Origin of the sequence: Leucobacter sp. gxy201, assembly GCF_051043335.1 — a bacterium.
Taxonomy (GTDB): Bacteria; Actinomycetota; Actinomycetes; order Actinomycetales; family Microbacteriaceae; genus Leucobacter.
In genome coordinates this window covers 243199-255171 of record NZ_JAMXWS010000004.1, presented here as the reverse complement: position 1 = coordinate 255171, position 11973 = coordinate 243199, and the positions used below count along the sequence as shown (strand labels likewise).

Annotated in this window: 13 protein-coding genes; 1 reads left to right on the top strand and 12 read right to left on the bottom strand. The window is 69.3% G+C overall.

Annotation, left to right across the window (positions count from 1 at the left end):
- Positions 1 to 9: 9 nt before the first annotated feature.
- The 11 genes from NHL51_RS08545 to NHL51_RS08495 all read right to left on the bottom strand — a co-directional run bounded on the left by NHL51_RS08545 (position 10) and on the right by NHL51_RS08495 (position 10722).
- On the bottom strand, positions 10 to 1707 hold the full coding sequence (locus NHL51_RS08545) for a DUF222 domain-containing protein (RefSeq protein WP_434143064.1): 1698 nt from the start codon (positions 1705 to 1707) through the stop codon (positions 10 to 12).
- A gap of 116 nt (positions 1708 to 1823) precedes the next feature.
- Positions 1824 to 2612, bottom strand: coding sequence for a TSUP family transporter (locus NHL51_RS08540; RefSeq protein ID WP_434143206.1), 789 nt, complete (start codon positions 2610 to 2612; stop codon positions 1824 to 1826).
- 103 nt (positions 2613 to 2715) lie between these two features.
- Entirely contained in the window at positions 2716 to 3669 is a 954-nt protein-coding gene (locus NHL51_RS08535) for an amino acid ABC transporter permease (RefSeq protein WP_434143063.1), read from the bottom strand.
- Entirely contained in the window at positions 3666 to 4322 is a 657-nt protein-coding gene (locus NHL51_RS08530) for an amino acid ABC transporter permease (RefSeq protein ID WP_434143062.1), read from the bottom strand. The genes NHL51_RS08535 and NHL51_RS08530 overlap by 4 nt, the downstream gene beginning before the upstream one ends.
- 76 nt (positions 4323 to 4398) lie before the next feature.
- Positions 4399 to 5304 (bottom strand): glutamate ABC transporter substrate-binding protein, encoded by a 906-nt coding sequence (locus NHL51_RS08525; protein ID WP_434143061.1) that lies wholly within the window; start codon positions 5302 to 5304, stop codon positions 4399 to 4401.
- A gap of 53 nt (positions 5305 to 5357) precedes the next feature.
- The gene (locus tag NHL51_RS08520) at positions 5358 to 6104 is read right to left on the bottom strand and encodes an amino acid ABC transporter ATP-binding protein (RefSeq protein ID WP_434143060.1); all 747 of its coding nucleotides are present in this window, start codon (positions 6102 to 6104) and stop codon (positions 5358 to 5360) included.
- A 232-nt stretch (positions 6105 to 6336) separates the two neighbouring features.
- The gene (locus NHL51_RS08515; protein ID WP_434143059.1) at positions 6337 to 7338 is read right to left on the bottom strand and encodes a TAXI family TRAP transporter solute-binding subunit; all 1002 of its coding nucleotides are present in this window, start codon (positions 7336 to 7338) and stop codon (positions 6337 to 6339) included.
- Positions 7338 to 8747, bottom strand: coding sequence for a sensor histidine kinase (locus NHL51_RS08510; protein WP_434143058.1), 1410 nt, complete (start codon positions 8745 to 8747; stop codon positions 7338 to 7340). Before NHL51_RS08510 ends, NHL51_RS08515 begins: the two co-directional genes overlap by 1 nt.
- Positions 8748 to 8757: 10 nt before the next feature.
- On the bottom strand, positions 8758 to 9429 hold the full coding sequence (locus tag NHL51_RS08505; RefSeq protein ID WP_434143057.1) for a response regulator transcription factor: 672 nt from the start codon (positions 9427 to 9429) through the stop codon (positions 8758 to 8760).
- Positions 9430 to 9457: 28 nt separating this feature from the next.
- Positions 9458 to 9970, bottom strand: a complete 513-nt coding sequence (locus NHL51_RS08500; protein ID WP_434143056.1) for a YbaK/EbsC family protein — start codon at positions 9968 to 9970, stop codon at positions 9458 to 9460.
- 74 nt (positions 9971 to 10044) lie between these two features.
- Positions 10045 to 10722, bottom strand: a complete 678-nt coding sequence (locus tag NHL51_RS08495; protein ID WP_434143055.1) for a class I SAM-dependent methyltransferase — start codon at positions 10720 to 10722, stop codon at positions 10045 to 10047.
- A gap of 176 nt (positions 10723 to 10898) precedes the next feature.
- Between NHL51_RS08495 and NHL51_RS08490 the strand changes: the two genes are divergently transcribed.
- Positions 10899 to 11297, top strand: coding sequence for a GNAT family N-acetyltransferase (locus tag NHL51_RS08490; protein WP_434143054.1), 399 nt, complete (start codon positions 10899 to 10901; stop codon positions 11295 to 11297).
- Positions 11298 to 11407: 110 nt separating this feature from the next.
- On the opposite strand, the gene NHL51_RS08485 is transcribed toward NHL51_RS08490, so the two are convergent.
- Positions 11408 to 11911 carry a VOC family protein gene (locus NHL51_RS08485; RefSeq protein WP_434143053.1) on the bottom strand — a complete coding sequence of 168 codons (504 nt, stop codon included), beginning with the start codon at positions 11909 to 11911 and terminating at the stop codon, positions 11408 to 11410.
- Positions 11912 to 11973: the final 62 nt, after the last annotated feature.

The window sequence follows — 11973 nt, the reverse complement described above, 5'->3', positions numbered from 1 at the left end:
AGATAGAGCTCAGCCGGCTTTGCGTTCCGGAAGTTCGCGATCTGGAAGTTCCGGAGCCGCTCGGTCTGGCTGCCGTCGGTCTCGGGACCGGTGGCTCGGAGCCCTGAGCGGCGAGCCGGTGCGGTACCAGCGCCGGGAGCTGTCGACCCAGTTCGGGGCCCGCACTTCGGGGAGGCCGTCGTTCATGCGGATCGACCAGCCCGAGGATTCGAGACCGCGGTGATGGTGCCAGCAGAGCAGCACCCCGTTGTCGGTGTGCGTCGGGCCGCCCTTCGCGTGCTCCGTGACGTGGTGGATCTCGCACCAGGTCGCCGGGACCCGGCAGCCGGGGATGATGCAGCCGCCATCGCGCAGAGCGATCGCCCGGCGCTGGTGCGCGTTGAACACCCGCTGCGCCGAGCCGAGCTCGATGATGCGGCCGAGCTCGTCGCGCACCATGCGCTGCACCGCTCCGGTGCAGGCCGCGCGGCGCACCGAGTGCATGGGCACCGGGGCGAGCACGCCGTCGTGCCCCTGCACCCAGCCGACCCCGCGGCGCTGCTCGACATCCCGCTGCTCCACCTGGATCATCACGGTGACCGGAGCTCCGCCGAGATCGGGCACACCGGGCGACTGCATCGCGATCTCGAGCACGGCCGCGAACGCATCGTGGCGCTTCTGATCGGCCGTACGCCGATCGACCTCGGCGGGCAGGGCCCCGGTGTCGGCGTAAAGATCATTGCCGGCCTCGGCCTCGGAATCCTCGACGAGTTCGAAGCGCACACCGCTGTGCTTCTGAAAATCTTGCGCCTGAAGACCTCGGGCCTGAAGTTCTCGCGCATCGGCACCGGGTTCACCGGAATCGGCCCCAGACTCCTGCCGCGCGACCCGGCGCAGCGCCGACGGCGCATTCATCGCATCGAGCAGGCGGCCGAGCGCGGCGCCGGCCTCGGGCAGCAGCGCTCCCGAGACGCGCACGAGCCCGTCGCGTCCCAGACCGAGGCGGAGGCCGCGCCGATGCTCGGGCACCGTCTCGTTCGGTTCGGGCCCGTCTTGGTCGAGAAACGCCTTCCATACCTGGCACATGGTGCGCATGCCGTCGTCGTGCTCGGGAAGCTTGCCGTCGCTGCCGGTCGCGGCGGCGACCAGCTCCCGCTCCGCGACTTCGAGCGTCTCGGAGGCCGCTACCGCTTCGGACTGCTCGAGCGTGCGCGTGATCATCGCCGCGCACTCGAACGAGATCTCGCCGGCGGCGAAGGCCTCGGCGACGTGGGGCACCCGCGGCGCGAGCGCTCCCCCGCTCATGGCCGGCCGCGGCAGCACGCTCGCCGCCAGACGCAGGCGGCGCGAGATCTCGCGCGCCGGAGCCCGGGTGACGCGCTGCAGCAGCTCGACCGTTCCCGTGCAGCCGTAGCGGTGCGCCAGCGCCGGCTCGCCGAGCGGCCGGTCGCTGTCGTCGTCGACCCGACCTGCGAGCGCGACCTGCGCCGACTCGACCAGGCGCGACATCCGCTCGACCATCGCGGCGGCGGCGAGCGCCTCCGACCCCGAGAGCGCCGCACCCGGCAGTGAACCGGACACTGCCCCGGGTACCGCGCCGGAACCTCGCAGCAGCTCCTCGAACTGCCGCGCCAGCTCCTCGATCTCGCCCGCGAGTGCGCCGCTGAGCGGTTCCGGTGCGTCGAGCCGAGAGTCGATTCCGGAGCGAGCTTCGATGCTGGCGTCCATGCTTCTATTCTCTCACGAATGAGAGCAATAGTCGAACATATGTTCGAGTAAAAACTGTGGAATCATGCGAATTTCCGGGCCTGTGGAGGAAGGTGCCCGGGCCGACGAAGCGCCCGCTACGCGGCGAAGAATTCGACCCAGATGTCGAAGCCGAGCTTCACGATGAGCACGCCGACGACGACGAGGAACAGGGCCCTGATGAAGCCGGTGCCCCTGGCGATCGCCATGCGGGCCCCGACGAGGCTTCCGAGGAAGTTCGCGATGCCCATCACGAGCCCGAACGGCCACAGCACCGCGCCGAGCGGAATGAAGAACAGCAGCGCGCCCAGGTTCGTCGCGAAGTTCACGATCTTCGTCTTCGCGCTCGCCTGCAGGAAGTCGTAGCCGATCATGCCGACCAGCGAGATGATGAGGAAGGTGCCGGTGCCGGGCCCCAGCAGTCCGTCGTAGAAGCCGATAGCGAGCCCGATCGTCATCGCGATCAGCAGGTGCCGGGACCCGTGGTACCTGAGCTTCGTCACGGCGCCCATCGAGGGCTTGAACAAGGTGATGAGCGCGACGACGACGAGCGCCGCCACGATGATCGGCTTGAACACCTGCGCCGGCAGGAAGGCCGCGAGCGAGGCACCGCCGAACGACCCGGCGAGCGCGACCGCGGCCATCGGCAGCGTCGTGCGCAGGCTCGGCCGCACTCTGCGGTAGAAGGTGTAGCTGCTCGACGTCGTGCCGAAGATCGATGCGAGCTTGTTCGTCGCGAGCGCCTGCACCGGCGAGATGCCGGGCACGAGCAGCAGAGCGGGGAGCTGCAGCAGCCCACCGCCTCCGACGACGGCGTCGATCCACCCCGCTGCGAATGCCGCGAGGCAGAGGATCGCCAGTGTGCCCCACCCGAGCCCCTCGGGCATCTCGAAGAATGCCAGGGCGTCGGCGGTGCGCGCGGCGGCGAGCGGTACGACGGTCACGGGCGGGCGCTCATTCGCCCCGCCCGCAACCCCGTTTCAGCGGGCTTCACTGCTCATCGTCGAGATGTTGCGTGCTGATGATCTCGGTGACGGTCTCGCCCTCGCGCATCCGTGGATCCGCAGTGACGGCAGCGACCGCAGCACCGCCGACGAGCACCGCGCCCGCACCCGCAGTCGCCTGCGCCTTCACCTTCGGCGACCGGCTCATGCGGACCTCGAGCCACTTCGCGAGGCCCGAGAGGATGAGGCACATGGCGATGTAGATGCCGCCGATGACGAACGCGGCCGGCAGCAGCGGGCGCTCGAACTGCACATTGCTCGACAGCTGCTTCGCCAGGTGCAGCAGTTCGGGGTAGGTGATGATGAACCCGAGCGCCGTGTCCTTCATCGTGACGACCAACTGCGCGACGATCACCGGCAGCATCGCCCGCACGGCCTGCGGCAGCAGGATGAACCACATGACGCCGCTCTTGCGCAGCCCGATCGCATACCCGGCCTCTTTCTGGCCCTTGGGCAGCGATTCGATGCCGGCGCGCAGGGCCTCGGCGAGCACCGAGCCGTTGTAGATGATCAGGGCGATGGAGACCGCCCAGTACGGGGCGAGTTTGATGCCGATCGACGGCAGACCGAAGTAGAGCAGCATCATCATCACGAGCACGGGCACCGCTCGGAAGATCTCGGTGACCACGGTGAAGGGCACCCGCACGGCCCGGTGGTCAGAGAGACGGCCGAGGGCGAGCAGGAAGCCGAGCACGATGCTGCCGACCGCCGCCGAGGCGAATGCGGCGAGCGTCATCCCGAGCGCGAGCGCGATCTGCTCCCAGATCACGCTGTAGCTGAACAGGCCCCACTTCTTCGGCGAGAACTGGCCGGTGACCGTGAAGCGGTAGACGAGGAAGCCGAGAACGGCGACGACGACGAGCACCGTGAGCACCGCGAGCAGGCGGTTGCGCGCGATGGCCCGGGGACCGGGAACGTCGTACAGGACTGAGGTGCTCATCGCGCGATCCTCCATTTGTTCTCGAGGCGGTTCTGGCCCCAGCTGAGCAGCAGCACCAGTACGACGAACACCGCCGCGACCCAGAGCAGAACCTCCATCGGGCTGCCCGGCCGGCCGTGCGAGTCGTTGATGGTGGCGCGCATGGCGGCCAGCTCCGCGATGGAGAAGCCTGCGGCGACCGTCGTGTTCTTGAGCAGCGCGATGAACACGCTCATCATCGGCGGCACCACCGAGCGGAACGCCTGGGGCAGCACCACGAGCGTCATGACCTGCCCGAAGGGGAGGCCGATCGCTCGAGCGGCCTCGGCCTGCCCGACCGGCACGGTGTTGATGCCGGCGCGCAGCACCTCCGCGACGTAGGTCGCGGTGTAGATGCCGATCGCCAGCGTGCCGAGCACGAACGGGCTGAGGTCGGGGAGCCCGAGCTTCGGGTATCCGAACACGAAGAAGAAGAAGACCAGCGTGAGCGGCGTATTGCGTACGAGATTCACGTACAGCGTGCCGACCGCGCGCGCGATGGGCACGGGCGACACGCGCATCGCCCCGACGATGATGCCGAGCACGAGCGCGAGCAGCCCGCCGAACACGAACACGAGGAGCGTGTTCTTGATCGCGCTGCCCCAGAGGTCGAGGTTTCCGAAGATGACGTCCATGCGTCTTCCTCTCTATTGGACGGATGGTCAGGAGCCGGGGTGCGAGGCGGGAGCCCCTGCCTCGCACCCGCGGCCGCTAGTACGCGTCGACCTTCGGCTGGTCGACCTTGATGCCCGAGTCGCCGAGGTTCTTGTCGAAGATCGCCTGCCAGGTGTCGCCACCGTTGGTGAAGAGATCGTTGATGTGAGCGCGGAGCACGTCATCGCCCTGGGTGAGGCCGACGCCGTACTTCTCTTCGGTGAGCAGCGGGCCGCTCGTCACCTCGAGATTGTCGGGGTCCTGGGCCGCGTAGCCGATGAGGATCGCCTGGTCGGTGGTGACCGCGTCGACCTGATCGCTCAGCAGCGCATCGACGCAGGCCGAGTAGAGGTCGAACTCCTGCGTCTTGATCTCGGGGAAGTTCTCCTTGATGTTCTGGATCGGCGTCGAGCCGGTCGCCGAGCAGACGGTCTTGCCGTTCAGCTCGTCGAGCGACTGGTAATCGGTGTCGCCCTTGCGGATGAGCAGGCCCTGCCCGGTGATGAAGTACGGACCGGCGAAGTCGATCTGCTCCTTGCGCTTGTCGTTGATCGAGTAGGTGCCGACGTAGTAGTCGACGTCGCCGTTCACGATCGCGGATTCGCGGTTCGCCGAGGCGATGGCCTTGAACTCGATCTTGTCCTCGTCGAAGCCGAGCGAGGCCGCGATCCAGCGGGAGATGTCGACGTCGAAGCCGGTGCGCTCCTGCGTCACGTTGTCGAGGTAGCCGAGACCGGGCTGATCCTCCTTGACGCCGATGACGACCTTGTCGTCCTTCTGCATCTTGTCGAAGGTCGGGCTGCCGTCGAGCTTGACGTCGGTCGCCACCTCCCAGAGCGCCGCGTCACCGGTGCCGGTGTCGCCGCCTTCGGGTGCGCCCGGAGTGCCGCTGTTGCAGCCGGTGAGCGCGAGTGCTGCGGCCGCGATGAGGCCGACCGAGGCGAATGCTTTCTTGAATCGCATGGTGCGTTCCCTTCGGTTGAACGGGACGGCTCGGGTGCGAGCCGTCCCGTGGGTTAATTGACGATGAGCTTGGAGAGGAAATCCTTCGCGCGGTCGGACTGCGGGTTCGTGAAGAACTCACTCGGCGCGGCCTGTTCGACGATCTGACCGTCGGCCATGAATACGACGCGGTCGGCGGCCTTGCGGGCGAAGCCCATCTCGTGGGTGACGACGATCATCGTCATGCCCTCGTTCGCGAGCTCGACCATGACGTCGAGCACCTCGTTGATCATCTCGGGGTCGAGCGCCGAGGTCGGCTCGTCGAAGAGCATGACTTTCGGGTGCATGGCGAGTGCCCGGGCGATGGCGACGCGCTGCTGCTGGCCGCCCGAGAGCTGCGCCGGGAACTTCTGCGCCTGCTTCTCGACGCCGACGCGGGCGAGCAGCTCCATCGCCTCCTTCTCGGCTTCGGCCTTGCTCAGGCCGCGCACCTTGATCGGGCCGAGGGTGACGTTCTTGAGGATGGAGAGGTGGGCGAACAGGTTGAACGACTGGAACACCATGCCGACCTCGGCGCGGAGATCTGCGAGCCCCTTGCCCTCTGCCGGCAGCTCCTTGCCGTCGATGCGGATCGAACCGCTCGTGATGGTCTCGAGACGGTTGATCGAGCGGCACAGCGTCGACTTGCCCGAGCCCGACGGGCCGATGACGATGACGACCTCGCCCTTGTCCACGGTGAGGTTGACGTCGGTGAGCGCCTGGAATTCGCCGTAGTGCTTCTGCACGTTCTCGACGACGACGAGTGGTTCGCCTGTAGTCATCTCTGTCTCCACATCTGCCTTGCGCCCTCGCGGGCGGCACGCGCTTCACAAAAGAAAAGCCCTGTCCGGGTTCGGATCAGGGCGAGTGAATCGCGGGGCGGTGAAGCCCGTGGCTCATCGGTTCACCCTTGAACCGTCCTTCCCGAGTGTAGGCATGCTCGATGGGCCGAACTCAAGCCTTGAGCGATTCTTGAGGGTCACAGAACGGCAACGAATCTCCGCCGGCCGGTTCTCAGCGACGCGATGCGACGTAGAACTCGGCCGCCCCGGGGTGCAATTCGATCGGGCTGGTGAAGATGGCCTGGCGTCGGTCGAGGAACCCCGCGGAGGTGACCTGCTGCGCGATGCTCGCCCGGGATTCGAAGAGCACCCGCAGCACATCGTGCACCAGCGGATCGGGCGCGCTCGCGTTCGTGATGAGGTAGTTGGGCACGGTCATCGTGATCACCGACCCTTCGGTGGCATAGATGCCGACGGGGAACTCGGCAGTGCGGTACACGCCCTTGTGGCCCTCGTTCACCTGTTCGACGACATCCGCTCCGATCGGCACGAGCCTGAGCGGCACGGTCTCCCTGAGGCGCTCGATGCCCGGCGTCGGCAGGCCGCCCACCCAGAAGAACGCTTCGATGCTCCCGTCGCCCATGGCGGCGAGCGAATCGTCGAGCCCGAGCGCCGCGTTCGTGAGCGAAGAGGGATCGACGCCCGCCGCCTCGAGCACCCGGCCGGCGATGACCTGCACGCCCGAACCCTCCGCGCCGAGCGACACTCGGTGGCCGACGAGGTCGCCGAGCGAGTCGATATCCGATTCCTCGGGCACGACGATGTGCACGTACTCGTCGTAGACCCGGGCGACGGAGCGGATCGGGAGCGCGATGCCGAAGCTGCCCTGCCCGACGACCGCGTCGACGGTCGTGTCGCCCTGGGCGAAGCCGAAGTCCGCCTCGCCCGAGCCGACGCGCTGGAGGTTCTCGACCGATCCCCGGGTCTCGGCGACCGCGATGTTCAGCCCGAGCTCGCGCTCCGCCGCGCTGGCGAGGTGCGCACCGTAGTTGTAGTAGACCCCCGAGGGGTCGCCGCCCGCGATCTCGACGGGGGCGGCGCTCGCGTCGCCCCCGGGCGCGCACGCGGGCAGCAGCACGAGCGCGATGCCGCAGAGCACGGCCATCGCCCGCCTGCGCAGTCGCCGCGTCGCGCCGAGCCGCACCTGGCCCGGGGTCGCCGGAGCGCCGCGCATCAGAGCCCTCCACCGGGCAGCCGCAGCTCGACCTCGAGCCCACCGCCATCGGCCGCGGCGACCCGCACGTGCCCGCCGAGCGACGCGAGCAGGTCGGTCGCGATCGCGAGCCCGAGTCCCGAGCCGGGCACGTTCTGGTCGCGCGGGCTGCGCCAGAACCGGCCCGCCGCCCGTTCGATCTCGTCGGGGTCGAGCCCGGGCCCGTGGTCGCGCACCGAGATCGCGCAGCCCGTGCCGTACTCGCCGCCACTGTCACCGCCTGCGCTCGCCCCGTCTTGCCGTACGTCGACCTCGATCGCCGTGCCCGCGGGCGCGAACTTCACCGCATTGTCGAGCACCGCGTCGAGCGCGCTCTCGACTGCCGTGCGATCGGTGACGCTCCAGACCCCCGCATCGCCCGACACCCCAATGCCGACGCCCTTCCGCTCGGCGACGGCCCGCCAGGCATCCGCCCGATCGCGCGCGAGCCCGCCGAGGTCGACGGGGGCGAACGGCGAATCCTTCTGCATCGCCTTCGCCATGAAAAGCAGAGTGTCGAGCAGCCGCGACATGCGCCGCCCCTCTTCCCGCGTCTCCTCGATCTCATCGGCCCACGATGCGTCGAGGCCGGTCGCGAGCGATTCGACGCGCAGCGTGAGCGCGCCGAGCGGGTTGCGCAGCTCGTGCGAGGCGTTCATGACGAATTCCTGCTGCCGGGAGACGACGCGTTCGATCTCGTCGGCCATCTGGTTGAAGACGCGGATCATCCGCTGCATCTCGGGCGGCCCGGTGTCGTCGTCGATGCGGGCCTCCATATCGCCCTGTTCGATCGCGGCCATCGCATGGTCGACGCGGAGCATCGGGTGCAGTACCCAGTTCGCGAGCCGCGACACGACGACCCCGAGCAGCAGGATGATGATGATCGAAGCGGCGAGCAGCAGCACCCACTGCGTGAGGGTCTGCGTGCGCGCGGCGTCGGTGCTCGCCGAGATGAGCACCGCGCCGATGACGACGCCGTCGTCGAAGATCGGCTCGGCCATCGGCGCGACGGCCGGCGACCACGGCCACACGGCGGGCGGCCTTTCGCTGCGCCGGCCGGAGAGCGCGAGAGCGAGCTGCTCGCCGCCCGCGTCGTCGATGACCGGCGCCTGCTCGGCGCCCGACGCCCACGGCGCCCCCGCGCGGTCGACGACGACGGCCTGCGCCCCGTAGAGCGAGCTGTAGCGTGCGAGCTCGCCCTCGATCGCGGTGGGGTTCTCGGCGCGCAGCGCCTGCCGCGCCTCGGTCGCGAAGTAGCTGAGGTCGCCCAGCTGCTGAGTGGCGAACTCCTGCTGGATCGTGCGCCCCGCGCTCCACGCGTAGGCGCCGCCGAGCGCGAGGAGGATGCAGATGAGCGGGGCGAGGAACACTCCGAAGAGCCGCGTGCGCATGGCTGCCCGGCTATCCGAGCTGCAGACGGTAGCCGACGCCGCGCGCGTTCGCGATGAACCCCTCGCGCGCGACCTTGCGGCGGATCGACCCGAGGTGCACCTCGAGCGAACGTTTGAAGCCGCTCCAGTCGGTGCCCCAGACCTCGCGGATGATGCGGTCGCTCGGCACCACGACGCCGGGGTAGCGGGCGAGCACGGCGACGATGTCGAACTCCTTCGGCGTGAGCGGCGCTTCGACGCCGTCGACGACGACGACGCGGCTCGCGAAGTCGATCTGCACGCCGTCGGCATCGAGGCTCTGGCTCGGCACGGCGTCGTTCGAGAGCGTGCGCGCGCGACGGGTGACCGCTTCGAGGCGCGCGACGAGCTCGCGCACGTCGAAGGGCTTCACCACGAAGTCGTCGGCGCCCGCATGCAGCCCCTTGATGCGCTCCTCGACCTGCGATCGAGCGGTCGCGATGATGATCGGCACGCTCGAGACGCCGCGGATGCGCCGGCACACGTCGAGGCCGTCCATGTCGGGCAGCCCGAGGTCGAGCAGCACGGCCTCAGTCTCGGCGTTCAGCGCCGCGAGCGCCGCAGCGCCCTCGGCGACGCGCACGGTCGCGTACCCGGCCTTCTCGAGGAAGCCGGCGAGGGCTCCGGCGACGCGGTCGTCGTCTTCGACGATGAGGATATCCACGGTCGATCGCTTCCTGCTCCGCCACCGGCTACGCCGCGGCCGTTTGGGGCTCTCCGGGCTCTTCGCCCCACCCCGTCGTGACCCTGACCCAGCCCTCGGCCCCGCTGAGCCCGGCGAACGCTTCGACGGAGATCTCCACCGCCGAGGCGGCGGTGCCGGCGGCCGGGTACACGGTGCCGAAGCGGCGCAGAGACTCGTCGAGGAAGACGCGGGCCTCGGTGGGGTTCGCGAAGGGGCAGACGCCGCCCACGGGGTGCCCCGTGAGCTCGAGCACGTCGTCGGCGCGCAGCATACGCGGCTTCCCGCCGAAGCGGCGCTTGAACATGCCGCCGTTCACCCGCGCATCGCCGGCGGCGACCACCAGCACCGCCCGTTCGGGCGCTTCGGGGTCGTAGAAGCCGAGCGTCTTCGCGATGCGGGCGGGGGCGGTGCCGACCTTCTCGGCGGCCAGCTCGACGGTGGCGCTCGATTCGGTGAATTCGAGGATCTCGCCCGACCAGCCCTGCTCCGCCAGCTGCTCACGCACGCGCGCGACTCCCATACTCTGCTCCTTCGCCGGTTCCGGTTACCTTCTCGGATGCTCCACCCTAACGCGACGCGGCGCCCCGGTCCCGGTTACGCCTTGCGGCGGACGACGACCACCGTGTCTTCCAGCTCCGTCCGATCGCCGCTCGGCGCGATCGCGGTGCGCACCCGCACCTCGGCGAGCTCGATCTCCCACGACTCCGCACCGAGGGCGAGCATCGCGAGCTCGCTCTCGGGGCTCGGGAACTCCCCCGGATGGTCGGGCGCCCAGCCCGGGGCCGCGGCGTGCGAGATGACCAGTAGGCGACCGCCCACCGGGAGACGCGTCGTCGCCGCGCGCAGTATCCGACTTCGGTCGAGGGCGACCGGCGACTGGAAGAACGAGGCCGTCACCAGGTCGAACGGCCCGTGCGCCTGCTCTGCGGCCGTACCATCGGCCCACGCGCCGAGATCCGCTGCGAAGAATCTCGCGGTGCCGATCCCCCGCACCTGCGCGGCCTCGCGCGCCCGTGCGATGGCCGTCTCCGAAAGATCGATGCCGGCTGCGGACCACCCCTGTTCCGCGAGCCACAGCACATCGCCGCCCTCCCCGCAGCCGAGGTCCAGGGATCGGCCGGGCTCCCACTCCCCCGCGATGTCCGCCAGGGAGCGGTTCACGCGCCCCGACCAGACCGGTTCCGCTCCGGAGTAACGATCCTCCCAGAAGGCGCGCGGGTCGCGATGCTCGGCATGCTGCGGGGATGCGCGATGCTCGTGGTGATCTGCCATGCCTTCATGATGCTCGTGCGGGCGAGCGGAGTGCAAGGGGCCGCGGAATGATCGGGCGGGCCGCGCTGTTGCGGTGGAGGACGGTGCGATAGATTCGCAGAGCGGCACCGGTGCCGGCGGACCGGTGAGATCCACAGCGCAGCGCGCACCGACATCCACGAGAGGCGGGAGCCACCATGACCCAGGATCAGGCAGCGCAGGATCGAACAGCGCAGGAGCGCTTCGTCGTCGAGCACCGCGAGTCGGAGTCGCGCTTCGTGCTGCTCGACCGCGGCGAGCACCCGGGAGCCGAGGGCACGGCCGCGAAGGAGATCGGCGAGGAGAGCTACGCGGTCACCGGCTTCGGGGAGAAGCCGCACCGCATCCTGTACCACACCTTCGTCGACCCGAGCTATAGCGGCCAGGGCCTCGCGTCGGTGCTCGTGCGCGAGGCCGTCGACCGTTCGATCGCCGACGGCTTCGACATCGTGCCGGTCTGCCCCTACGTCGTGAAGTGGGTCGCGAAGCACGACGACGAGTACGCCGGAAATATCGTCAAGCCGACGTCGAAGCACCTCGCCGCGATCGAGGGCTGAGCGGGCCGTATAGGCCCCGTACGAGCGGATAGCGGGTTCACCGTGCTTCGATTATCCGCTCGCGATTCGCCACTACGGTCGCGGGGAATCCCCGCCGGACGGCCCAGGGATCACGGCTGGAAGGTCCGTGACCATTCCCGGACGCGGGCGACGCTCTCCTCTTCGGACAGATCTTCCACGCGCGTCATGATCGACCAGCGCACGCCGAAGGGGTCGCGGATGCTCGCGAAGCGGTCTCCCGACACGAAGTGCGCCGCAGGCTCGCGCACCGTCGCCCCTGCGGCGACCGCGCGCTCGACCACGGCATCCACGTCGGGCGTGTAGAGCGCCAGCGAGTAGCAGTCGTCGTCGCCCTCCGGCGCCGGCACCAGGTGGTACTCGGGCATGGGCTCGCCGAGCTGCAGGTGCCCGGTGCCGAAGTCGAGTTCGGCGTGGGCGACGACCCCGCCGAACTCGGTCACATCGACGACGCGCGCGCCGAAGACGTCGCGGTAGAACTCGACGGCCTCGCCGGCCCGGGCGACCGCGAGGAACGGGGTCAGACTCGTCGAACCGCGCGGCATGCCGTTCGTGGTGTGGGCGCCGTTCGCGGCGCGTGTCTCGTTCGTATCCATGCTCAGAGCATAGGATCGGCTGCGACCTGCAGGCTTGCAGATTCGCGCCAGATCGACGAGCC

What these genes read in the sequence shown, in the direction of transcription:
- NHL51_RS08545 (WP_434143064.1), bottom strand. Translation starts at nt 1,707, where the DNA reads ATGGACGCCAGCATCGAAGCTCGCTCCGGAATCGACTCTCGGCTCGAC.
- NHL51_RS08540 (WP_434143206.1), bottom strand. Translation starts at nt 2,612, where the DNA reads ATGCCCGAGGGGCTCGGGTGGGGCACACTGGCGATCCTCTGCCTCGCG.
- NHL51_RS08535 (WP_434143063.1), bottom strand. Translation starts at nt 3,669, where the DNA reads ATGAGCACCTCAGTCCTGTACGACGTTCCCGGTCCCCGGGCCATCGCG.
- NHL51_RS08530 (WP_434143062.1), bottom strand. Translation starts at nt 4,322, where the DNA reads ATGGACGTCATCTTCGGAAACCTCGACCTCTGGGGCAGCGCGATCAAG.
- NHL51_RS08525 (WP_434143061.1), bottom strand. Translation starts at nt 5,304, where the DNA reads ATGCGATTCAAGAAAGCATTCGCCTCGGTCGGCCTCATCGCGGCCGCA.
- NHL51_RS08520 (WP_434143060.1), bottom strand. Translation starts at nt 6,104, where the DNA reads ATGACTACAGGCGAACCACTCGTCGTCGTCGAGAACGTGCAGAAGCAC.
- NHL51_RS08515 (WP_434143059.1), bottom strand. Translation starts at nt 7,338, where the DNA reads ATGCGCGGCGCTCCGGCGACCCCGGGCCAGGTGCGGCTCGGCGCGACG.
- NHL51_RS08510 (WP_434143058.1), bottom strand. Translation starts at nt 8,747, where the DNA reads ATGCGCACGCGGCTCTTCGGAGTGTTCCTCGCCCCGCTCATCTGCATC.
- NHL51_RS08500 (WP_434143056.1), bottom strand. Translation starts at nt 9,970, where the DNA reads ATGGGAGTCGCGCGCGTGCGTGAGCAGCTGGCGGAGCAGGGCTGGTCG.
- NHL51_RS08495 (WP_434143055.1), bottom strand. Translation starts at nt 10,722, where the DNA reads ATGGCAGATCACCACGAGCATCGCGCATCCCCGCAGCATGCCGAGCAT.
- NHL51_RS08490 (WP_434143054.1), top strand. Translation starts at nt 10,899, where the DNA reads ATGACCCAGGATCAGGCAGCGCAGGATCGAACAGCGCAGGAGCGCTTC.
- NHL51_RS08485 (WP_434143053.1), bottom strand. Translation starts at nt 11,911, where the DNA reads ATGGATACGAACGAGACACGCGCCGCGAACGGCGCCCACACCACGAAC.